The 23,221-nt window shown below is 42.4% G+C and carries 20 protein-coding genes; 13 read left to right on the forward strand and 7 right to left on the reverse strand.

Features of this window, described 5'->3' with window-relative positions; translation table 11 throughout:
- Positions 1-108: 108 nt before the first annotated feature.
- Positions 109-333 (reverse strand): glutaredoxin-like protein NrdH, encoded by a 225-nt coding sequence (gene nrdH, locus AC4HAJ_RS00695; protein ID WP_491078234.1) that lies wholly within the window; start codon positions 331-333, stop codon positions 109-111.
- Between the two features lie 451 nt (positions 334-784).
- On the opposite strand from nrdH, the gene AC4HAJ_RS00700 reads away from it, so the two are divergent.
- From AC4HAJ_RS00700 to tpiA, 4 genes are all read left to right on the forward strand, one after another.
- On the forward strand, positions 785-1,048 hold the full coding sequence (locus AC4HAJ_RS00700; RefSeq protein ID WP_491078235.1) for a phosphocarrier protein HPr: 264 nt from the start codon (positions 785-787) through the stop codon (positions 1,046-1,048).
- Positions 1,049-1,052: 4 nt separating this feature from the next.
- Entirely contained in the window at positions 1,053-2,786 is a 1,734-nt protein-coding gene (gene ptsP, locus AC4HAJ_RS00705) for a phosphoenolpyruvate--protein phosphotransferase (RefSeq protein ID WP_491078236.1), read from the forward strand.
- Positions 2,787-2,931: 145 nt separating this feature from the next.
- A complete protein-coding gene (locus AC4HAJ_RS00710) occupies positions 2,932-4,362 on the forward strand; it encodes an NADP-dependent glyceraldehyde-3-phosphate dehydrogenase (RefSeq protein ID WP_491078237.1) in 1,431 nt (476 codons plus the stop codon).
- Between the two features lie 155 nt (positions 4,363-4,517).
- Positions 4,518-5,267 (forward strand): triose-phosphate isomerase, encoded by a 750-nt coding sequence (tpiA, locus tag AC4HAJ_RS00715; RefSeq protein WP_491078238.1) that lies wholly within the window; start codon positions 4,518-4,520, stop codon positions 5,265-5,267.
- Positions 5,268-5,304: 37 nt separating this feature from the next.
- Here the strand turns inward: tpiA and AC4HAJ_RS00720 are convergent, their stop codons facing one another.
- From AC4HAJ_RS00720 to AC4HAJ_RS00740, 5 genes are all read right to left on the reverse strand, one after another.
- On the reverse strand, positions 5,305-6,531 hold the full coding sequence (locus tag AC4HAJ_RS00720) for an aminoacyltransferase (protein WP_491078239.1): 1,227 nt from the start codon (positions 6,529-6,531) through the stop codon (positions 5,305-5,307).
- 4 nt (positions 6,532-6,535) lie between these two features.
- Complete coding sequence (locus tag AC4HAJ_RS00725) at positions 6,536-7,768, reverse strand: aminoacyltransferase (protein ID WP_491078240.1); 1,233 nt, start codon at positions 7,766-7,768, stop codon at positions 6,536-6,538.
- A complete protein-coding gene (locus AC4HAJ_RS00730) occupies positions 7,769-8,983 on the reverse strand; it encodes an aminoacyltransferase (protein ID WP_491078241.1) in 1,215 nt (404 codons plus the stop codon). It abuts the gene before it with no gap.
- Position 8,984: 1 nt separating this feature from the next.
- Positions 8,985-9,794, reverse strand: a complete 810-nt coding sequence (yidA, locus tag AC4HAJ_RS00735; protein ID WP_491078242.1) for a sugar-phosphatase — start codon at positions 9,792-9,794, stop codon at positions 8,985-8,987.
- Positions 9,795-9,913: 119 nt separating this feature from the next.
- Positions 9,914-11,206 carry an HD domain-containing protein gene (locus tag AC4HAJ_RS00740; protein WP_491078243.1) on the reverse strand — a complete coding sequence of 431 codons (1,293 nt, stop codon included), beginning with the start codon at positions 11,204-11,206 and terminating at the stop codon, positions 9,914-9,916.
- A 78-nt stretch (positions 11,207-11,284) separates the two neighbouring features.
- Between AC4HAJ_RS00740 and AC4HAJ_RS00745 the strand changes: the two genes are divergently transcribed.
- A complete protein-coding gene (locus AC4HAJ_RS00745; protein WP_491078244.1) occupies positions 11,285-11,674 on the forward strand; it encodes a YwiB family protein in 390 nt (129 codons plus the stop codon).
- A gap of 225 nt (positions 11,675-11,899) precedes the next feature.
- Complete coding sequence (locus AC4HAJ_RS00750; protein WP_491078245.1) at positions 11,900-14,584, forward strand: cation-translocating P-type ATPase; 2,685 nt, start codon at positions 11,900-11,902, stop codon at positions 14,582-14,584.
- Between the two features lie 47 nt (positions 14,585-14,631).
- Here the strand turns inward: AC4HAJ_RS00750 and AC4HAJ_RS00755 are convergent, their stop codons facing one another.
- Entirely contained in the window at positions 14,632-15,288 is a 657-nt protein-coding gene (locus tag AC4HAJ_RS00755) for an MBL fold metallo-hydrolase (protein ID WP_491078246.1), read from the reverse strand.
- 178 nt (positions 15,289-15,466) lie between these two features.
- Here AC4HAJ_RS00755 and AC4HAJ_RS00760 point away from each other — a divergent pair, with 178 nt between their 5' ends.
- From AC4HAJ_RS00760 to AC4HAJ_RS00790, 7 genes are all read left to right on the forward strand, one after another.
- Positions 15,467-16,231, forward strand: coding sequence for a (S)-acetoin forming diacetyl reductase (locus AC4HAJ_RS00760; protein ID WP_491078247.1), 765 nt, complete (start codon positions 15,467-15,469; stop codon positions 16,229-16,231).
- A gap of 70 nt (positions 16,232-16,301) precedes the next feature.
- Entirely contained in the window at positions 16,302-16,580 is a 279-nt protein-coding gene (locus tag AC4HAJ_RS00765; RefSeq protein ID WP_491078248.1) for a rhodanese-like domain-containing protein, read from the forward strand.
- Between the two features lie 84 nt (positions 16,581-16,664).
- Positions 16,665-19,136: a bifunctional DnaQ family exonuclease/ATP-dependent helicase gene (locus AC4HAJ_RS00770; RefSeq protein ID WP_491078249.1), complete on the forward strand. Its 2,472-nt coding sequence runs from the start codon at positions 16,665-16,667 to the stop codon at positions 19,134-19,136.
- A 93-nt stretch (positions 19,137-19,229) separates the two neighbouring features.
- The gene (locus AC4HAJ_RS00775) at positions 19,230-20,411 is read left to right on the forward strand and encodes a pyridoxal phosphate-dependent aminotransferase (RefSeq protein ID WP_491078477.1); all 1,182 of its coding nucleotides are present in this window, start codon (positions 19,230-19,232) and stop codon (positions 20,409-20,411) included.
- A gap of 102 nt (positions 20,412-20,513) precedes the next feature.
- Positions 20,514-21,860 (forward strand): asparagine--tRNA ligase, encoded by a 1,347-nt coding sequence (gene asnS / locus AC4HAJ_RS00780; protein WP_491078250.1) that lies wholly within the window; start codon positions 20,514-20,516, stop codon positions 21,858-21,860.
- A gap of 142 nt (positions 21,861-22,002) precedes the next feature.
- A complete protein-coding gene (locus tag AC4HAJ_RS00785; protein WP_491078251.1) occupies positions 22,003-22,386 on the forward strand; it encodes a RidA family protein in 384 nt (127 codons plus the stop codon).
- Between the two features lie 80 nt (positions 22,387-22,466).
- Complete coding sequence (locus tag AC4HAJ_RS00790) at positions 22,467-23,210, forward strand: DUF1003 domain-containing protein (RefSeq protein WP_491078252.1); 744 nt, start codon at positions 22,467-22,469, stop codon at positions 23,208-23,210.
- The last annotated feature ends 11 nt before the right edge of the window (positions 23,211-23,221 follow it).

The raw sequence follows: 23,221 nt of genomic DNA on the forward strand, positions 1-23,221 counted from the left end.
AAAATTCCTTTGATATACAATAATTAAACTTTAAAAAATATTAATCGATCGCTTTGAAATGTAGAACTGCTAAGTGACGACAAATCACTTAGCAGTTCTACACTAGGTTTAGATAATTTCTTTTAGCTTGGATGGTTGGAAACCAGAGAATACAGTGTCCCCCGCTTCAATAACAGGAGCAGCAGTAAAACCAAGACTTTTAACATAGTCTACTTTCTCAGGATGCTCTTCGATGTTAATTTCTTCGAAGTCAGCTCCGTTTTGTTCCAAGAATTTCTTGGTCATTTTGCATTGCATGCAATTATTTTTTGAATAGACTGTGATAGTAGCCATTATTTTCCCTCCAAAATATTTACTGAAACTAGCATACCCAAAACTAGGATAAAAAGCAAGGAATTAAAATCAAAAAAACACAATATTTTGTGGTTGTTTTTTCGAGGAAACCCAACATATTGTGGTGAATTTGCTTTTGACACCAAACTGTAAAAAAGCCAGTTATGACAATGTTCCGGGGGGCATTAAGCTAGAATTTTTATAAAATTAATCTTCTATTATATGTTTTTAAAAAAACTTTGATATGAGATTGGATATACTTCTAGGTTTAGAAAGATTGTGTGGGTGAAGAATTGAAAACCTTTATAGAAAAGCAAAGAAAAGGGTTACAAAAAAATGGAGAAAAAACTTTCTATCTTGAAAATCGTGAATGCTTATGATATAATTCTGCTTTGTAAGGGTTATCATAAGATAATTCAAAAATTTTTACATTAGAAAAAGGAGAGTCATTATGGCTTCTAAAGATTTCCACATCGTTGCAGAAACTGGTATCCATGCACGTCCAGCTACTTTGCTTGTTCAAACTGCAAGTAAGTTTGCTTCAGACATCACCCTGGATTATAAAGGTAAATCAGTTAACCTTAAATCAATCATGGGTGTGATGAGCCTTGGTGTTGGTCAAGGTGCTGACGTTACTATCGCTGCTGAGGGTGCAGATGCAGATGATGCAATCGCAGCAATTGAAGAAACAATGACAAAAGAAGGATTGGCATAAGATTATGACAGAAATGCTTAAAGGAATCGCAGCATCAGATGGTGTTGCTGTTGCTAAGGCATATCTATTGGTTCAACCGGATCTTTCGTTTGAAACAGTATCTGTTTCAGATACGAGTGCAGAAGAGGCTCGTCTAGACGCAGCTCTGGCAGCGTCTCAAGACGAGCTTTCTGCTATCCGTGAAAAAGCCGTAGGTAGCCTCGGAGAAGAAGCTGCAGCTGTATTTGATGCACATTTGATGGTATTGGCTGACCCAGAGATGGTAGGCCAAATTAAGGAAACTATCAAGTCTAAAGAAATTAATGCAGAAGCTGCTCTCAAGGAAGTAACGGACATGTTCATTACTATCTTTGAAGGTATGGAAGATAACCCTTATATGCAGGAACGTGCTGCGGATATTCGTGATGTCACTAAACGTGTATTGGCAAATCTTCTTGGTAAGAAATTACCAAATCCAGCTGCTATTGATGAAGAGTCGATTGTTATCGCACATGACTTGACACCATCTGACACAGCTCAATTGGATAAAAAGTTTGTTAAAGCTTTTGTGACTAATATTGGTGGACGTACTAGTCACTCAGCCATTATGGCACGTACGCTCGAAATTGCTGCTGTTCTTGGAACAAATAATATCACTGATACCGTGAAAAATGGTGATCTCGTTGCTGTTAATGGTATTACTGGTGATGTCATTATTGATCCTACTGATGAGCAGGTGGCAGAGTTTAAGGCAGCGGGTGAGGCCTATGCTAAGCAAAAAGCTGAGTGGGCGCTCCTTAAAGATGCTGAAACTGTTACGGCTGATGGTAAGCACTTTGAGTTAGCTGCTAATATTGGTACACCAAAAGACGTTGATGGTGTCAACGATAATGGGGCAGAGGCTGTTGGTCTATATCGTACAGAGTTCTTGTACATGGATTCACAAGACTTTCCGACAGAAGACGAGCAATACGAAGCCTACAAGGCAGTGCTTGAAGGAATGAATGGTAAGCCAGTTGTGGTTCGTACCATGGATATCGGTGGTGATAAAGAATTGCCATACTTCGATCTTCCAAAAGAAATGAACCCATTTCTAGGTTTCCGTGCTTTGCGTATCTCAATTTCTGAGACCGGTGACGCTATGTTCCGTACGCAAATCCGTGCCCTCCTTCGTGCATCAGTCCATGGTCAATTACGCATCATGTTCCCAATGGTTGCTCTTCTTAAAGAATTCCGTGCTGCTAAGGCTGTCTTTGAGGAAGAAAAAGCTAACCTCAAGGCTGAAGGGGTTGCAGTCGCTGATAACATTCAAGTGGGTATCATGATCGAAATCCCAGCAGCTGCTATGCTTGCTGACCAATTTGCTAAGGAAGTGGACTTCTTCTCAATTGGTACCAACGACCTTATCCAATACACAATGGCTGCTGACCGTATGAACGAACAAGTATCATACCTCTACCAACCATATAACCCATCAATCCTTCGCTTGATCAACAATGTGATCAAGGCAGCTCACGCTGAAGGTAAGTGGGCAGGTATGTGTGGTGAGATGGCTGGTGACCAAACAGCTGTACCATTGTTAGTTGGTATGGGACTTGATGAGTTCTCTATGTCAGCGACATCAGTTCTTCGTACACGTAGCTTGATGAAGAAACTTGATACAGCTAAGATGGAAGAATACGCTAACCGTGCATTAACAGAATGTGCTACTATGGAAGAAGTACTCGAACTTCAAAAAGAATACATTAATTTTGATTAATGAACATAGAAAAGCTAGCCTGAGGCTGGCTTTTTTGAGTGGATCTTATGCTAATCTTATAATATATGATGATTAGCGTAGCGACTATTTGAAAATAATTTAAAAAGTGTTAGAATGATTTTATCAATAAATAAAGGAGAACTAGATGACAAAGCAATATAAAAACTTGGTCAATGGTGAGTGGAAGCTCTCTGCTGAGGAGATTAAAATCTATGCTCCTGCTAGTGGAGAAGAACTTGGTTCAGTTCCAGCCATGAGTCAAGCAGAGGTTGATGCTGTTTATGCGTCAGCAAAGGCTGCTCAGCCTGCTTGGCGTGCTCTTTCTTACAAAGAACGTGCTGACTATCTTCACAAAGCAGCTGACATTTTGATGCGTGATGCTGAAAAGATCGGTGCTGTCCTCTCCAAGGAAATTGCAAAAGGTTATAAGTCAGCTGTGAGTGAGGTTGTTCGTACAGCTGAAATTATTAATTATGCAGCTGAAGAAGGCCTTCGCATGGAGGGTGAGGTTCTTGAAGGTGGTTCCTTTGAGCCAGCAAGTAAGAAGAAAATTGCCATTGTGCGTCGTGAGCCAGTAGGTCTTGTACTTGCTATTTCACCATTTAACTATCCTATCAACCTTGCTGGTTCGAAGATTGCTCCTGCTCTTATTTCAGGAAATGTTGTTGCCTTAAAACCACCTACGCAAGGTTCTATTTCAGGACTTCTCTTGGCGGAAGCTTTTGCCGAAGCTGGTATTCCTGCCGGTGTCTTTAGTACTATTACTGGACGTGGATCTGTTATTGGGGATTATATCGTTGAACATGAAGCCGTTAACTTCATCAATTTCACAGGTTCGACTCCGGTTGGTGAGCGTATTGGTAAATTGGCTGGTATGCGTCCGATTATGCTCGAACTTGGTGGTAAGGATTCGGCTATTGTCCTTGAAGATGCTGATCTTGAATTGACTGCTAAAAATATCATCGCAGGTGCTTTTGGTTATTCAGGTCAACGTTGTACCGCAGTGAAACGTGTTCTGGTTATGGATAGTATTGCTGACGAATTGGTTGAAAATATTCGCCAGAAAGTCCTTAAATTGACGATCGGTATGCCTGAAGAAGATGCTGATATTACACCGTTGATTGATACCAAGGCGGCTGACTTTGTTGAAGGACTTATCAACGACGCTAGCGATAAGGGAGCTGAGGCTCTTACTGAAATTAAGCGTGAAGATAATCTTATTTGCCCTGTTCTTTTTGATAAGGTTACCACTGACATGCGTTTGGCTTGGGAAGAGCCTTTTGGTCCTGTCCTTCCAGTTATTCGTGTATCGTCAGTTGAAGAAGCTATCAAGATTTCTAACGAATCTGAATACGGGCTCCAAGCATCTGTCTTTACTAAGAACTTCCCACTTGCTTTCAAGATTGCTGAGCAATTAGAAGTTGGTACTGTTCATATCAATAACAAGACCCAACGTGGTACAGATAACTTCCCATTCTTAGGAGCTAAGAAGTCTGGTGCCGGTGTTCAAGGGGTTAAATACTCTATTGAAGCGATGACAACAGTTAAATCGACTGTATTTGATATCGCAGACTAATCGTTCATTTGATCACTCACAATTGTGGGTGATTTTTTATGTTGAAGTGAGAGAAGAGGGGGGATTGTTGTCAGAAAAATCAGGCAAGTTCTTTTAATAGCTTATTAAATGTGATAGAATGATAAGGTAAATAAATTTATAGAAGAGGTACATTTATGTCTCGTACACCATTTATCGCTGGTAACTGGAAAATGAATAAAAATCCACAAGAAGCTAAAGCTTTTGTGGAAGCTGTAGCTGCTAAAATTCCAGCTACAGGTGTTGAAGCAGGAATCGCTGCTCCAGCTGTTGACTTGACAGCTGTTCTTGAAGCAGCTAAGGGTTCAAACCTTAAAGTTGCTGCTCAAAATACTTACTTTGAAAATTCAGGTGCTTTCACTGGTGAAACTAGCCCACAAGTACTGAAAGAGATCGGAACTGACTACGTTGTTATCGGTCACTCAGAACGTCGTGACTACTTCCACGAAACAGACGAAGACATCAACAAAAAAGCAAAAGCAATCTTTGACAACGGTATGCTTCCAATCATCTGTTGTGGTGAATCACTTGAAACCTATGAAGCAGGTAAGGCTGCTGAATTTGTAGGGGCACAAGTATCTGCAGCATTGGCAGGATTGACAGCTGAGCAAGTATCATCACTTGTTATCGCCTATGAACCAATCTGGGCTATCGGTACTGGTAAATCAGCCACTCAAGACGATGCGCAAAACATGTGTAAAACTGTTCGTGATGTTGTCGCAAAAGACTTTGGTCAAGAGGTTGCTGACAAGGTGCGTATCCAGTACGGTGGATCTGTTAAGCCTGAAAACGTTGCATCATACATGGCTTGCCCAGATGTTGATGGTGCCCTTGTTGGTGGTGCTTCATTGGATCCAGAAAGCTTCCTTGCTTTGTTGGAATTTTAATTTTAATAAAAAAAGAACTGCCTTGGCAGTTCTTTTTTTATTGGCGGCCTGTGATTTTTTTTAGGAGGCTAATCATTTTATATTTTAGGGGATGTGGATAGTAGCTGAAAGCGCCTGGGCGACGCTCAATATGTCCATTAAAATTCTGTTTAAATTTTAAAATACTATCACTGCCATCAAAGAGGCCTGAAATACCTCTAAGATTATAACTGGTTATCCCTTGATCAATGGCTTCATGCATGACATATTCTTGAAGTAGTCCTGGGGCATAGAAGCGGTTGAATTCTGGGTAGGAGCCGCTGAGAAAATAAACAGCTTCTTGAGGAGTGAAGATAAAGATAGCACCAGCTAGGACTTGGTCTTCTGATCCGTAGGTCGTAATAAGCTCTTTGGCTTCTGAACGTCGCTTATCAAAGGTCTCTGATTGGCTGAGAAGCTCTCGGAGTTGATTGTGCTTCTTGTTTGAATTTGGATGGGTGAGCAAGTCTTCTTGAAGCTTATGGATACGTTCTTTTAGCTGATCTTGCTGGAGGGTTAAATTCTCGAGATAATCGGTAAAGTTGAGGGTTGCCATCAGGAACTGCACCTGTTTGCCAAAACTATCGTACAAAAATTCGTAGTAGGATAGAGGCTTATCGTTATATGAACGTCTCTCAGATGTTGCTTCAGTTAATTCCTTGAAAAGATGGAGTTCCTCTCTTTTGAGCGGTCTTATCTTGGTTCCAAAGGTTCCAGCTTTTTTAACTAAAGATTTCCCTTGTTTGGTAAAAGTTTTGAGCAGGCTGTCTTTGGTCAGATCAGTCAAATCTTTAACATAGTGCCAATCGCTGGTTTCAAAGCCTTGAGTTAATCCAAGATGTTCGAAGCCAGCTGCTTGATAAGTAGCTATCAGCTGGTCATTCGTTGCCGAGTCGCTCTGACCATCGGAAGTGAAGGTTTGATAGATATCGTAGGGCTTGACAGTTATTTCTAGGGCCTTGATAGACTTGGCAAAGGATTTAAGCTCTTCTAAAAAAGCAGGAATGTGATCAAGATTAGTATAAATGGGTCCATAGTAAATTTCGGAGTGCAGGCCACCCAGAATAGGGGTGGAGTAGATAAGAGCTGCGACAGTTAGCTGTCCGTCAGTCTCATAGCCTAGGTAATCAACACGATAACCGCGCTGAGTAAAGACCTGCCCCATAGCAGCAGACTGTTCAAAACTTTTTTGTTTGACGGTCGTTGCAAATGTTTGAAATTCCTCTGGTGTTAGTGTTTTTAGCATGACATTATCTTCCTAACATCTTTTTAATGGTCTGGATGATCCTATATTTGAGAGGGCTTGGATGGTAGCGGAAGGTCCCCATCTTACGAACAATATAGCCGTTGAAGTTTTGCTTAAAGCGCAAAACACCATCACTATTGTCAAAGATTCCTTGAATCCCTAAGAAGTTATAGGTTGGGATTTGGCGCTTGATGGTTTCTAGCATGACGTGCTCTTGCAAAAGAGCCGGTGCATAGTAGCGATTGAACTCTGTGTAGGAACCGCTAAAGAGGTAGACGGATTCTTGGGGGGTGTAAATGAAAAGGCTGCCGGCTAGGACAACATCTTCTGATCCATGCTGGTCAATTGCCTCTTGGGCCTCAGCTAGGCGTGTCTCTAGTGTATCTAATTGTTTTTCTAGCTGCTGGCGTTGTTTTTTAATTTTTGCACCATCGGCCCCTTCATTGATGGCTTTAAGGATAGGATCTAGTTGGTTTTGTAGAGCTTGTTTTTGTTGGGACAAAGATTGGTGATAATCCTGAAAATTAAGGGTCGCAATCATGAACTCTGCCTTATCTCCCCAGCTATCATAGAAATCTTGATAGTATTCTAGAGATTTATCACTATATTCCCGTCGATCTGAGGTTGAGCTGGTAATATCTTTAAAGATATGTAGTTCATCTCTTTGAAGTTTGCGAATTTTTGTTCCAAAAGATTTGGCTTTTTTAACCAGAGGCCGTCCCTTTTTACTAAAAGATTGGATCAGGTTATCTTGGGTGATTCCTGTCATATCCTTGATGTAGTGCCAGTCTGGCTCTCCGCCTGGATAACCAGTTTGAAGACCATCATGACTAAAGCCTAAATCCGTTAGCCTTGTAATCAATTCTGGTCGCTCATGGTCTGTGGGATTTCCTTCACTATCAAACGTTTGATAGGTATCGTAGGGCTTGATAACAAGCTCGAGAGCCCCTTGAGACTTGGCATAGTGCTGAAGTTCTTGGTAAAAGCTAGTCAGATAGGTAGGGTCTGTCCAGAAGGGGCCTGAGTTGATTTCCATATGAAGTCCCCCAGTCATGGGCATGGTATAAAGGACAGCTGCAACAGTTAGTTGCCCATCAACTTTTAATCCGACATAGGTCGCTTCATAACCTCGCTTACGCAATAGCTGTGCCATTGGAACGGATTGCATAAATGATTTATAGGCTACAGATCGACTGAAGGTTTCAAAAATATCTTGACTGAGAATTTCAAATATCATTTAGTGCTTACTCCTTAGTTGCTTGCGCTTCGTATAGGCGAACATAGCTAGACGGTAGAAAGGACTGACGGGAATGTTGAACTCCCCGATAAATTCTTCAAATCGTGGTTCAAATTTTGACTTGAAAGCAAAAAGACCACCATCTAGCTGGTTTTCTACCCCTCCTAAATTGAGCCAGCGGTTGCCTCGTTCAAAAGCATGTGCAGCTGTTTCAAACCAGACATATAAAGGGGCTTGGTAGCGACGGAAGGTATCATCCATGCCGGCGTAAAGATTCTCAGATGTCTTTGCAAACTCCAAGGTCAAAGTTCCTGCTAGCGGAACCTTTTTAAAGCCTTGATGGATATAAGGTGCGATAAAGGTTAGTTCCTCTTCAAGACGCTTAATATCATTTTTGGTGTTTTCGACTTTACCGGGTTTAGTTTTTTCAGTGTATTTTGCCAGAGTTTCTTTTGCCTTATCCAACTGAGATTCCAGTTCAGCCTGTCTATTATTGAGATCCAGGTAGGCCATAGTAATAAAGGAATGATCTGGATAGGCGGTTAGCATCTTTTTGTAATAGTCACTATTGCGCAGATGGATAGATTTACGTTCCTCAGTCTTTTTCATCAGACTAGAAAAGTCTTCTAGTAATTCTAAACCACCAAAGGTAATCGTAACGCCCTTATTTTTGCTCGTCCGAATGGCTTGACGGATGTTTTTGGCAAGGGAATCTAAAGAGAAATCTTCAGCATAAATATTAGCTTGGAAACGCGGTTGGATGGTTTCTGATAGATCCCTTGTACGACCTGACCAATCGCAGCCTAATTCTTGGAGCGTAGTTATGAGTGCTTGGGCTTGAGCCTTATCTTGGAACTCAGCCTTGCCTTTTTTATCAGCGATTAGCACCATAGGATCGAACTTGAGAAATAAGGCTTTTTTAGTTTTTGCCACTTTTTTGAGAGTATCAAGTGTATAAGTTACTAGCTCTTTGTTAGTGTAATCTATAACGGGTCCACGAGGAACATAGACCATAGTACGTCCTAGGGGTAACTGACGGATGAGGAGCAGGGCAGCACCAGTCAAGTTTTCATTTTGGTATATACCTAGCCGGACACTTTTCCAGTCATCCTTGACCTTGGCCCAGCTGCTACTTTGAAAAAGGTTAACCTGCTCCTGACTGGCGATAAAATCATCATATTCAGAAGTAGGAATATCTAGCTTATAGCTATACATATTAGTCTAATACCCACTTTCTAATGGCGTAAGCAACGCCAGATTCGTCGTTTGTTTTAGTGATGTGCTTGGCGATTTTTTTGAGTTCAGGGTTACCATTTGCCATGACGATGGGAGTCCCTACAACTTCCAGCATGGCACGGTCATTTTCCTCGTCACCGATAGCCATGGTTTCTTCCATGCTCAGACCTAGGTGCTGAGCTAGGTGCTTGACAGCTTCTCCCTTACTAGAGGTTTTATTGAGCAGCTCTAGATAGAAGGGGCGGGACTTTACAATCGTAAAGCGTTCGTAGAACTCAGCTGGGATCTTTTCGATAGCAGCATCTAAAAGATCTGGCTCATCGATATACATGGCTTTAACAAAGGACTTGCTCGATAGTTCCTCGGGTGTTCGATAGAAGATGGGCATATCGACCAGGGTGGATTCGTGAACAGTGTATTTGCCAATATTACGGTTGCTTGTGAAGATACCATTCTTATCGATAGCGTGTGAATGAACTCCGAGTTTGTTGGCTAGACTTTCGATGTCCAGATAATCCTCGTAGGACAGGGCATCGATCAACAGCTCTTTACCTGTTGCAGTTTCTTGCACTAGACCACCGTTGAAAGTAATGACATAGTTGCCCGGTTCATTGAGCTTGAGTTGCTCAAGCAGACTTTTCACCCCAGCGATAGGCCGTCCAGTCGTGATGACAATTTTGACTCCAGCAGCCTTGGCCTCCTGTACAGCATTAAAGACGTCCTTGGTAATTTGGCGATCACTATTGACCAATGTACCGTCTATATCTACGGCAACGAGTTTAATTGACATAATATCTCCTTATAGGTATTACGTATATACGTAAATCGCATGAAAAATAGCCCTTATAGGCCTAAAATCTCAGTTACTATGATACTAAAAATCCTGCCAATTGTCATGGCAGGACTTGGCTAGAGAAGGTAGTCATTCTTGATGTGACTGAGGAAAATTTCTTTCTCAGCCTGAAAGAGGTCATCAGCTACTAGCATTTCCGCAGGAAAATAGAAGCGATAATCGCCGTGAATAGTGCCGGTTAGAGATTTGACCAAGGCTGATTCTTGGCTGAGTTCCTTTAGGCTACCATCTTTTTGGAGCAGCTCGATTTGAGTACGTGGATTTTCCTTCTCAGGTCTGTAGATATCGTAAGGAAGATCAAAGTTTTTGTGCTCAGTTGTGTAATAATCAGCGTCATATCCGATTGCTGAGATCATCTGGCGCAGTTGGCTCAGGGAAGTTTGGCTATCCTTTGTGATGATAACGGATTTAAAAGGTTTACGGTTGATGAAGCGGCTAGCTAAATCTGCAAGAATGGCATCGTCTGCCAACATCCAGCTTTGGAAGTAGGTATTCATGACACCATCGTCCAGCCTTAAGTAGTCGCTCAAAGTATAGTTCTGCTCGAAAAAAGGAATAAGGCAGGGAGAAGTTTTCTGGAAGTAGGTACTGTTCTTTGGATAGAGCACTTTGGCACGCTTGAGAAGATTTTGTAAGAGGACTTCCATGGCGCGGCTAGCAGGGTGAAAGTAGACCTGCATGTACATCTGATATCGACTGACAAGATAATCTTCGATGGCATGGGTACCATTGATGGTAAAAGCAATTCCATTGCCGTGGGGGCGTATAACGCTTAAAATACGAGTCAGATCAAATTGACCGTAGCTAGCGCCAGTATAATAGGCATCACGCAGGAGATAATCCATACGGTCACTGTCGATTTGACTGGAGATGAGCTGTTCGACCTGTTTGTTGGGATAGGTGTGGTTGATGACACTGGCTACCTTGTCTGGAAAATCAGGTGATACTCGGCGTAATACCGCATTGATCTGAGTGTTAGGATTAGTGATAATATCCTGTGTTACAGCCTCATGATCGGTGTCAAAAAGGCGCTCAAAGGTGTGAGAATAGGCTCCGTGTCCTAGGTCATGGAGCAGGGCTGCAGTCATAGCCAGCTGACTGTCTTCACTTTTCCATTGGTCAGGATAGAAGGTTTCAAAACGCTCAATAATGCGTTTGGTGATATGGTAGACACCTAGACAGTGAGAAAAACGATTGTGTTCAGCTCCATGGAAGGTATAGCTAGTTGTTGCTAACTGTTTGATCCTACGGAGACGCTGGAATTCATGTGTATTAATCAGATCATAGATCAATGGATCTGTGACAGAAATATAGTTGTGAACGGGATCTCGAAAAATTTTTTCTTTCATGGCTCTAGTATATCAAAAATTGCTTATTTGGGTTGAAATTGGTAGAATATTAGAGCGAAAAAAAGAGGAGATATTCCTATGAAAATCCATATTCATAATACCATTCAAATGGCAGGTGAGACGGAGATTATCAATGAAATTCATGAAGGTCAGTGGACTGTAAAAGCTGATTGCCATTATCTGGTTTATATCAATCAAGATGGTGAGAAGGTCGTTTTGAAAATGAGTGACGAGGAGCTGGTGATGAATCGTTTTTCAACACCAAAGTCTAGCATGCGTTTCACGCAAGGTGATTTAAATGTTGCTAGTATTCCTACACCATTGGGTGTTCAGCGCTTGGTGACTCAAACTTTCAAATATAATCTGGACCTGTCTCATCAAAAGTTGAGTTTGACTTATGATCTTCTCAGTGCTCCTGACAGTCCTGACCCCTTGGCATCCTACAAAATGATCATTACTTGGCGCTGATATAGGCCTCAAAATCGTTGTCAACTGCTTGGCTTTTTAGTATAATGGATAGCGATCAAGGGAGTAGCGGACAGTGCTTATCATACTTACTTAGTGATGATAGGGTCTGTGTCAGTGTCGTCAATACGAAAGCAATTTCCGGCACTGACTTAAACGGCGAGACTTGTTTAATATGAACAGGTCTCTTTTATTTTGTGATAAGGGAGACTAGAAAAGGAGACTATTTTGGCTAAAGAACAGAAAAAATTAGCTTACTATACTCAAGCTGAAGACGATGTCCTAAAAGCTCTAGAAACGTCGAGGGATGGCTTGACTAGCGCCCAGGCAAAGGAGCGCTTGGAAGCATATGGTCGCAATGAGCTAGATGAGGGTGAGAAGCGTGGTCTGCTAGCTAAGTTTATCGATCAGTTTAAGGATTTGATGATTATTATTTTGCTAGTAGCAGCAGTCTTATCCGTCATGGCAGAGGGAGCACATGGTGTGACGGATGCCTTGATAATTTTGGCGGTTGTCGTGCTTAATGCTGGTTTTGGTGTGTATCAAGAGGGACAGGCAGAAGCAGCTATTGAAGCTCTTAAGGATATGTCCAGCCCCATGGCGCGTGTTCGTCGTGATGGTCATGTTATTGAGATTGATTCTAAGGAATTAGTTCCTGGGGATATTGTTCTGCTAGAAGCTGGTGATGTTGTGCCAGCGGATATGCGCCTTTTGGAGGCTGCTTCTTTGAAAATTGAAGAGGCTGCTCTTACGGGTGAGTCGGTGCCAGTTGATAAAAATATCTCGGTAGAGCTTGCTGCTGATGCAGGGATTGGCGATCGTCTTAATATGGGCTATCAGAACTCTAATGTCACCTATGGTCGTGGATCTGGGGTTATTACCAATACAGGGATGTTTACTGAGGTTGGTAAAATTGCAGATATGCTGGCTAATGCTGATGAGACGCAAACTCCACTTAAACAAAGTATGGAGCAGCTGTCTAAAGTTTTGACCTATATGGTCATTGTTGTGGCTTTGATCACCTTTTTAGTTGGTGTTTTTGTTCAAAAAGAGTCACCTCTTGATGGCTTGATGATTGCGGTTGCTTTGGCGGTGGCTGCTATTCCGGAAGGACTTCCTGCTATTGTGACGATTGTCCTATCTATGGGGACAACGGCCCTGGCTAAACGTCATTCGATTGTTCGTAAACTTCCTGCTGTGGAAACACTGGGGTCAACTGAGATTATCGCATCTGACAAGACCGGAACCTTGACCATGAACCAGATGACTGTTGAAAAAATTTATTTCAATGGTGAGTTACAGGGAGCCTCGACTGAGCTTGCTGCTGGGAACAATGTCTTGCGTATTATGAATTTTGCCAATGATACCAAGGTGGACCCTGATGGTAAACTTCTAGGGGATCCAACTGAGACGGCTTTGGTGCAATTTGGGCTTGATCATAATTTTGATGTTAGAGAAATACTCAAATCAGAACCTCGTGTGGCAGAGCTGCCATTTGATTCTGAACGCAAGCTTATGACGACTGTTCATGAGCAAGGCGATGGGACTTACTTTGTTGCGGTCAAAGGGGCTCCTGATCAGTTGCTCAAGCGCATTACACAGATTGAGGATAAGGGAAGCGTTCGTCCGATTACGCAAGCCGATAAAGAAGCTATCTTAGCGACTAATAAGGATATGGCCAAGCAAGCTCTTCGAGTTCTTATGATGGCTTATAAGAGGGTTCCTCAGATTCCAACTATGGAAACGGAAACTGTCGAATCTGAATTGATCTTTGCTGGTTTAGTGGGAATGATTGATCCTGAGCGTCCAGAAGCAGCTCAAGCTGTTGAGGTTGCTAAGGAAGCAGGCATTCGTCCGATCATGATCACAGGGGATCACCAAGATACAGCTGAAGCCATTGCTAAGCGCTTGGGAATTATCGACGAAGGGGATGCTGAGGACCATGTCCTGACTGGGGCTGAACTTGATGAGATGTCCGATGATCAATTCCAGCAGGTCTTCAAACAATATTCTGTTTATGCGCGTGTTTCGCCTGAGCATAAGGTCCGTATCGTCAAGGCTTGGCAAAATGATGGTAAGGTTGTTGCTATGACTGGTGATGGGGTTAATGATGCGCCATCCCTTAAAACAGCTGATATTGGGATCGGTATGGGAATCACAGGTACCGAGGTGTCTAAAGGCGCATCTGACATGGTTCTTGCAGACGATAACTTTGCAACCATCATTGTTGCTGTTGAAGAGGGGCGTAAGATTTTCTCAAATATCCAAAAATCTATTCAGTACCTTCTTTCGGCCAATATGGCAGAAGTCTTAACGATTTTCTTTGCAACCTTGCTTGGTTGGGATGTCTTACAGCCAGTCCATCTTTTATGGATTAATCTAGTGACTGATAGTCTTCCAGCTATTGCACTTGGTGTTGAGCCGCCAGAGCCTGGTATTATGAGTCATAAACCTAGGGGTCGCCAGTCCAATTTCTTTAATGGCGGTGTTCTAAGCGCAGTGCTCTACCAAGGTGTTCTTCAAACGATTTTGGTATTGGGTGTCTACGCTTTTGGGATCAATTTCCCTGAGCATGCGGGAGATAAAGCCATTCATGCAGATGCTTTAACCATGGCCTTTGCGACCCTTGGCTTGATTCAGCTGGTACATGCCTATAATGTTAAGTCTGTTTATCAATCCATCTTTACCGTAGGTTTTTTCAAAAACAAGACCTTTAATTGGGCTATTCCAGTGGCCTTCATCCTTTTGATGGTGACCATTGTAGTACCAGGCTTTAACAGTCTCTTTCATGTTGCGCATCTCAGCGCAACTCAGTGGTTAGCTGTTATTGTTGGTAGTGTTCTTATGCTAGTTATTGTAGAGTTTATCAAGGTTATTCAACGTGCTCTTGGCAAGGATAAAAATGCTATCTAAGGAATACTGTAGCCATACAATTTAGATGATAAAAACCCAACCAGCTCCTAAGAGCTGGTTGGGTTTTTTAAAATAAAGAAAGGATTGAAACTTTTTTCGTGACCGATCGTAGTATCTAAACCATGTCCTGGATAGACTTGATAGTGATTGGGGAGAGTGAACAACTGTGTTTTGATGCTAGTGAGGAGCTGCTCTTTGTTACCAGTAGGGAGGTCTGTTCGTCCGATAGTCTCACAAAAAAGGGCATCTCCGGAAAAGACGAGTTCTTGTTCTGGGAAGATAAGAGACACACTACCCCAGGAATGTCCGGGCGTTTCGACCACTTGGAAGTGAAAATTAGCTAGATGGTAAGTTTGTCCAATGTGATAGTACTTGTCAGCGGCTCTAGCAGTAACATCTGGCATATCAGCATGGCGGGGCAGACCGGATAAGTTATCAAGGGGACTGGTTAGCCAGCTGGCCTCTTTTTCAGAAATATAAACCAGTGGAGAGTGAAAATGATCTCGTACAGCATCCACGCTCATAATATGATCATAATGGGCATGTGTCAGTAAAATGGCAGCAACTGGTTTGTTTAAACTGGTCAGTTTGTCAATGATCTGACTGGTATTGCTGCCTGGGTCGATGACTAAAAGAGCTTGTTTATTTTCTAGAATATAGGTGTTTTCAGCTGCGACAGTATTTCTAATGACATCAATTTTCATCTTGTGACCTCCTTATTTACTGCTATTATAGCTTACCTTTATTAAAAAGCTAGCAGAAAGACACAAGATGCTTTCTAGTGCGATTGGAAAAGGACAGTTGTCAAAATCAAGAAAACGCTTGCATAATCAAAGTGAGAGGTCTATAATAGATCCCATAAGAAAATTGGAGGTTATTATTATGTCAAAAGTTGCTATTGTTACTGGTGCTGGTCAAGGGATTGGTTTTGCAATCGCTAAGCGTCTGCATGCAGATGGATTCAAGGTTGGTATTTTAGATTATAATGAAGAAACAGCCCAGGCGGCTGTTGCCCAGCTATCAGCTGAGGATGCTTTGGCTGTTGTGGCAGATGTATCCAAGCAAGAACAAGTTGAGGCAGCTTTTGAAAAAGTTGTGGCACATTTTGGTGATCTTAATGTCGTTGTTAATAATGCTGGTGTGGCTCCTACAACTCCTCTGGATACTATTACCCCAGAAACTTTTGAACGCACCTTTGCTATCAATGTTGGTGGTGTGATCTGGGGAGCTCAGGCAGCTCAAAAGATTTTCAAACGCCTAGGACACGGTGGTAAGATTATTAATGCTACGTCGCAGGCTGGTGTCGTGGGAAATCCTAACTTGACCATCTACGGTGGGACTAAGTTTGCTGTCCGTGGTATTACGCAGACATTGGCTCGTGATTTAGCAGATCAAGGCATTACAGTTAATGCTTACGCACCGGGAATTGTTAAGACACCTATGATGTATGATATTGCTCATGAAGTCGGTAAAAATGCTGGTAAGGACGACGAATGGGGTATGCAAACCTTTGCTAAAGATATTACCCTCAAGCGCTTATCTGAGCCAGAAGATGTAGCTAATGCTGTTTCTTTCCTAGCAGGTCCAGATTCAAACTACATCACTGGTCAAACAATCATTGTAGATGGTGGTATGCAATTCCACTAATCGAGGTTAGAAAAGCTGGTAAGTCCAGCTTTTTTAGTATAATAAAATAAGCGATAAAAAGGAGGGCATGATGTCAGTATTTGAAGAATTAGCTCAAGGAGCAAAGCTCATTGATGTGCGAAGTAAGGCAGAGTATGATGACGCTCATGTAGAGCAGAGCCAACTTATCTCACTGGGAGATTTGGCAGAGGCAGATTTAGGTGATAAGGATCAGGCCATTTTCATTCACTGTGCTGCTGGTGGTCGTGCTGAGCAAGCCAAGCAAATTTTAGAAGCTAAGGGTTATCAAAAGGTTACTAATTTAGGCGCCTTAGATGATCTGGAAGCTATGGGATTTGACATTATTTAGTAGCAATGAGCTCTTATTTCCCTAAGATATTTTAAGGGGCCCCTGCTTTTTAGCTAGGGGTATTTTTGGTATAATGAGATTATTATGACAGACAAGAAAAAAGCAAACAAATATGCTGTTGTCGATCTAGAAGCAACTGGAACTTCAGCTAGGGCACAGATTATCCAGATCGGTATTGTTGTCGTAGAAGACGGGGATATTATCCAGACGTATGAGTCTGATGTTAATCCCCATGAACCCTTGAGCGAGCATATTATTAATTTGACTGGTATTACAGATGAGCAATTGGCCCAAGCTCCGGATTTTTCTCAAATTGCTCAGGAGGTTTATGAACTACTCGATGGCTGTATTTTTGTTGCCCATAACGTTAAATTTGATGCTAATCTTTTGGCAGAACAGCTTTTTCTGGAAGGCTTCGAGCTGAGGAATCCAAGGGTAGATACAGTAGAACTATCTCAAGTTTTCTTTCCAACCCTGGAACGCTATCGGTTGACGGATTTATCCCATTATCTTGGTCTGGACTTGAGGCAGGCTCACACTGCTATTGCAGATGCCCATGCTACAGCTCAGTTGCTTTTAAAAATTAGGGAACGGATTGGTAGCTTACCACGTTTGACGATCGCAAAACTCTTGGAGTTTGCGGATCACTTACTCTATGAATCTCGCTTATTAATTGATGAAGTTTATCAAGAGATGTCCCCCCAGCTTCCTAGGGGCTATGTGGAAGTTGGCAATCTTGTTTTAAGAGCAGAGGAAGCTCTTTTATCAGAAAGACAGGTTTCTGATGATTTTGAGACGAATTTGGCCTTGCTTGATTTGGATGCTAGAGCAGAGCAAGTTCTTTTTGCTCAGGATATTAGGGATCATCTGGAAGGGGAATTGCCTCACTTCGTTCAGGCTAGAGCAGGTATTGGCAAGACCTATGGTTATCTTTTACCCTTATTAGCTGGAGCTAAGCAAGGGCGCATCATCGTCAGCGTTCCCACTAAGATTTTGCAGGATCAAATTATGGCACAGGAAGCTAAGCGGTTAGCAGAGGTCTTCCATATTTCGAGCCATAGTTTGAAGGGGCCTGCTAACTATATCAAGCTGGATGCTTTTTATGATTGTTTAGAAAGGGAAGATAGTAATCGTCTTTTCAATCGTTATAAGATGCAGCTCTTAGTATGGCTGACGCAGACTGAGACTGGTGATTTGGATGAGATTCAGCAAAAGCAGCGCTACCAAGCGTTTTTTGATCAGATCAAGCATGATGGTAAGCTCGAAGCTAGTTCGCTGTTTTGGGAGCAAGATTTTTGGAATCGTTCCTATAGGCGTTCCCAACAGGCCAAAATCGTTATTACTAATCATGCTTATTTCTTAACACGGGTAGAAGATGATAAGGAATTTGTAAAAGGGCAGTATTTGGTCATTGATGAGGCTCAGAAACTCTTCTTGGCTATGGAGCAGTTTTCAAGGAGGCAAGTTGATCTGACCAAAACTGTAAAAGATCTGCATAGTCGCTTGGGTCACAGCCACAGCCAGTTGGGAATGCGTCTCTTAGAGAGTTTGCAGTTTGAATTGTCACAGATCAGTCTTGATTTTCATAAAAAGAATCAGGCCGATGTCGCTATGGAGCGTATCCAGCAGATACGTCTGGATCTCGAGGAGCTAGATAGTCCAGAGCTGGCTCCCTTGAAAGAGGCCTTGCTTCCTAGCTATCCCAATGTTTGGGTTAGTCAGGAAGAGTATCAGGATCATCGTGTGACTTATTTAAATAGTGCCCGTTTGGATTTTATGAACTTCAGTACTTTTTTACCCAGTACAGCCAAGACTTTTTTTGTATCAGCAACTTTAGATATTAGTGAGCGTATTGCTCTACCCCAATTACTTGGCTTTGATCGCTATACCCAGACGAGTTTGCCGCATGAAAAAGAAAGGCAGCAAGAAATTTGGATTGACTCTAGCATGCCTCCTATCAAGGACTTATCACAGAGTGCCTATGCGCAGGCTATTGTTGAGCGCCTTCGTGCCATAAGTCAGCTTGGCCGTCCTATCATTGTCTTGTTTAATGCTAAAAAGTTGATGCAGGCTGTTTCTGAAAGGTTGGATCAGGCTTCCTTATCTCATCTTTGTCAGGATAAAAATGGCTCAGCGGCCAATATTAAGCGTCGTTTTGACAGAGGGGAAAGCTCAATGATTTTAGGAGCAGGTTCCTTTTGGGAAGGGGTTGATTTTGCTAATCAAGATCAGCTCATTGAGGTGATTACCCGTATTCCTTTTGATAATCCTGTTGATCCTTTTAGTAAAAAGCTCCATCACCAGTTAAGTCATCAAGGCTACAATCCCTTTTATGATTACACGCTGCCGCTGGCTATCTTGCGGATTAAGCAGGCTATCGGGCGGACTAAGCGCAGAAACCATCAGAGATCTGCTGTTCTTATTCTTGATAATCGACTATTAACGAAAGATTATGGTTCGCTGATACAAGCCTCTCTAGGTCAGTCCTATGAGCTTAAAGCAGGTCATTTAGAGGAAATCTTGCCAGAAATGGCGCAATTTTTTAAAAATATTTGATATAATGAAATGGCAACTATTCTAGGAGAGCTGCCTAGTGAATGGATAATTGGGGCTGTAAAGCTAGATGGATCAGGTGAGAGAGGGAGAAGGATGACGTATTTATCACAGCGGGTTTTGGATATGAAAGAAAGTGTGACCTTGGCAGCCAGTGCTAAGGCCAAGCAGCTGAAAGAACAAGGGCGGGATATCCTCAGTCTGACACTAGGAGAGCCGGATTTTGTAACGCCTAAAAATATTCAGGATGCGGCTATTACGTCTATTCGAGAAGGACGTGCTTCCTTTTACACGGTCGCTTCTGGTTTACCTGAACTCAAGGCTGCTATCGCTAGTTATATGGAAAAATTTTATGGCTACTCTGTTGATCCCAATCAAGTTGTCGCAGCAACAGGAGCTAAATTTATCCTCTATTCTTTTTTTATGGCAGTATTAAATCCAGGTGATGAGGTCATTATTCCTAGACCTTACTGGGTGTCTTATAGTGATCAAGTCGAGATGGCTCAGGGGAGACCTGTTTTTGTCCAAGCCAGAGAAGCCAATGATTTTAAGGTAAGTGTTTCAGATCTTGAAGCAGCCCGTACTGATAGGACGAAGGTGCTTTTGATCAATTCTCCATCCAATCCGACTGGTATGATTTATACGGCGCAGGAGCTTAAGGCTATTGGTGACTGGGCGGTTGCGCATGATATTCTTATCTTAGCCGATGATATTTATGGACGTCTGGTCTACAATGGAGCTGAGTTTACTCCTATATCGACCTTATCTGCGAAAATACGCCAGCAAACGATAGTTGTTAATGGAGTAGCTAAGGCTTATGCCATGACTGGATGGCGTGTTGGTTTTGCGGTTGGCAATCCTGAGATTATTGCTGCTATGGGAAAAATCATTGGTCAAACGACTTCTAATCTGACAACTGTTGCTCAGTACGCTGCTATTGAAGCTTTCACTGGTGATCAATCCAGCGTTGAAACGATGCGCCAGGCCTTTGAAGATCGTCTCAACACGATTTATCCCTTGTTAAATGATGTGCCAGGTTTTACAGTTGTGAAGCCGCAGGGAGCTTTTTATCTATTTCCTAATGTCAAGGAAGCTATGGCTATTAAGGGCTTTACAGATGTTACTGCCTTTACTTCGGCTATCCTTGAGGAAACTGGGGTTGCCTTGGTGACAGGGGATGGATTTGGTGCGCCTGAGAATGTTCGTATGAGCTATGCAACCGATATGGAGACCCTCAAAGAAGCCGTGCATCGTCTCAAGATCTATATGACATCTTAGAGGGCGAGAGCTAAGGGATTATTATCGTAGTTGATGGCCTGTTCATCTAGGTGATGACAGCCATGAAATATCATAAAAAAGTAAACAGAAATGAGAGAATTTATGTCTAAACCATTAGTAAGTATTATTGATGTTCCTAAGCATCTTGGTGAGGAAATCAAGATCGGTGCTTGGGTAGCTAACAAGTCTGGTAAAGGGAAAATTGCCTTCCTTCAGTTGCGTGATGGAACAGCTTTTTTTCAAGGTGTCGCTTTCAAGCCTAATTTTATTGATAAGTATGGTGAAGAAGAAGGAACTGAAAAGTTCACGACGATTCGTCATCTGAGTCAGGAAACGTCTGTCTATGTGACGGGTATTGTCAAGGAAGATGAGCGTTCAAAATTTGGTTATGAACTGGATATTACAGATATCAAAGTCATTGGGGAGTCACAAGACTATCCGATCACACCGAAGGAGCACGGAACAGACTTCCTCATGGATAACCGCCATCTTTGGCTTCGTTCTCGTAAGCAAATGGCCATCATGCAAATCCGTAATGCCATTATCTATGCAACTTATGACTTCTTTGATAAGAATGGCTTCATCAAGTTTGATAGTCCGATTTTGTCTGGAAATGCAGCTGAAGATTCAACAGAACTCTTTGAAACAGACTACTTTGGCACACCTGCTTTCCTGAGCCAATCTGGTCAGTTATACCTTGAAGCAGGTGCTATGGCACTGGGGCGTGTCTTTGACTTTGGGCCGGTCTTTCGTGCTGAAAAATCTAAAACACGTCGTCATTTAACGGAATTTTGGATGATGGATGCTGAGTATGCCTTCTTGTCACATGATGAGTCACTCGATCTCCAAGAGGCTTATGTCAAAGCTCTCATTCAAGGGGTTTTAGACCGTGCACCACAAGCCCTTGAGATTTTAGAGCGTGATGTTGCCTTGCTCAAGAGTTATATCGATCAGCCGTTTAAGCGTGTACCCTATGATGAAGCGATTGATCTCTTGCAGGCTCATGAAAATGATGAGGATGCTGATTATGACCCTATCAAGCACGGTGATGATTTTGGCTCACCACATGAAACATGGATTTCCAACTACTTTGGTGTGCCAACCTTTGTCGTCAACTATCCAGCAAGTTTTAAAGCTTTCTACATGAAGCCGGTACCAGGAAATCCAGAGCGTGTGCTCTGTGCTGATCTCTTGGCACCAGAAGGCTATGGAGAAATTATCGGTGGTTCTATGCGTGAGGATGACTACGATACTCTTGTGGCTAAAATGGACGAATTAGGCATGGATAAGTCAGAGTATGAGTTTTATCTGGATCTTCGTAAGTATGGTTCAGTGCCACATGGGGGATTTGGTATTGGGATAGAGCGTATGGTTACCTTTGTAGCAGGTACCAAGCATATCCGTGAAGCCATTCCATTCCCACGCATGCTTCACAGAATCAAGCCATAACGCTCATCTTGTTATCATTTGGGGTTGGCTGAAGCCCCTCATCCACCTTAATCTGGTAAGGTGGATTTTGTTTTTGATCCAATGTTTCAATTTTCTGATAATTTTGTTATACTAGGAAGCATAAACAATAAGGAGACCAATTATGGCAAAAACGATTCATACTGATCAAGCTCCTGAAGCTATCGGACCCTATGTGCAGGCCAAGCAAGTAGGAGATTTTATTTTCGCATCTGGGCAAGTTCCTCTGTCACCAGAAACAGGAGAAATTGTTGGCGTAACCATTGAAGAGCAGACAAAACAGGTCTTAAAAAATATCACTGCTATTTTAGCAGAGGCTGGTACAGATTTTGACCATGTCGTTAAAACAACTTGTTTTCTCAGTGATATGAATGATTTTGTCGCTTTTAATCAAGTTTATGCTACTGCATTTGAAAAAGAGTTTCCAGCTCGTTCAGCTGTGGAAGTTGCCCGCCTTCCAAAGGACGTCAAAGTCGAAATCGAAGTCATTGCTTATCTAAAGGATTAAGAGCCTAGCTTAGCCAGGCTCTTTTACTTGTCTTTATGAGAAGGAAAGTGTGCTATAATAGAGCCTGGAAAGAAGGAGTTATGCCTAAAGAAGTACTTGTTGAAGATGCACTTGATCATAAAACGTATCGTTTAGTTGAGGGAATGACTGTGTCTGAGATGGATAGCCGTTTGCAGAAGTTATTGAGAAAAGATTATCCTCAGTTGTCTGCGGATGATTTTATCAGCCACGCCAATCTCTTGCCCTATCGTTTGGCTTGGCTTCGCTTGACGATAGAGCGAGCCCAGCTTAAAAATGATTATGTTCGTGAGACGGTTTATGATGTGACAAAAAATAGTCATTATGAGCCCATGAATATTCAGGAAGTGCTCGATCAGAAAGTGACATTTGGGCAAAAAGTAGCTGATGGTGTTGCTCGCTTTGGAGGCTCTTGGACCTTTATCATCAGCTTTATCATCTTTATGGGGCTGTGGATGGGCGTGAATATCGTTAAGCCATTCGGTATAGACTTTGATGCCTATCCCTTTATTTTACTGAATCTCGCTTTGTCGACTCTAGCCGCTATTCAAGCTCCTTTGATTATGATGAGTCAAAACAGGGCGTCAGACTACGATCGGCTCCAGGCTAAGAATGACTATCGTGTCAATCAGAGCTCTGAAGAGGGGGTGCGTCTCTTGCACACGAAGATTGACCATTTGGTGCAGCAGGATCAGTCCGATTTATTAGAGGTTCAGCAGCTGCAAACAGAAATGTTGGCAGCTATTCTCCAACAGTTAGATTTGCTTCAGCGAACGACGGATAGTCTGAAGAGTAGAGACGATTAATTTATGAAGCA

The sequence above is a fragment of the Streptococcus sp. ALY_211 genome, assembly GCF_058314555.1.